Genomic DNA, 217 nt, shown 5'->3' on the forward strand with positions numbered 1-217 from the left:
TACCAAAAGATAGTGAAATGACTTTGGAAGAAGCAAAACGGCGCGCAGCCGCGGCCGCGAAAGCAAAAGCAGCGGCATTAGCGAAGCAAAAGAGAGAAGGAAGCGAAGAAGGAAGCGAAGAAGTAACGGAAGAAGAAAAGGCCAAAGCGAAAGCGAAGGCAGCCGCCGCGGCAAAAGCAAAAGCAGCGGCATTAGCGAAGCAAAAAAGAGAAGGAAG

General features: G+C 50.7%; 1 pseudogene. It reads left to right on the forward strand.

The features are described from left to right. Positions 1 to 217 (forward strand): annotated as a pseudogene (locus MR113_RS28115) (NADH-quinone oxidoreductase subunit C); the annotation flags it as partial.

Origin of the sequence: Bacillus cereus group sp. BfR-BA-01379 (assembly GCF_022663605.1) — a bacterium.
GTDB lineage: Bacteria > Bacillota > Bacilli > Bacillales > Bacillaceae_G > Bacillus_A > Bacillus_A mobilis.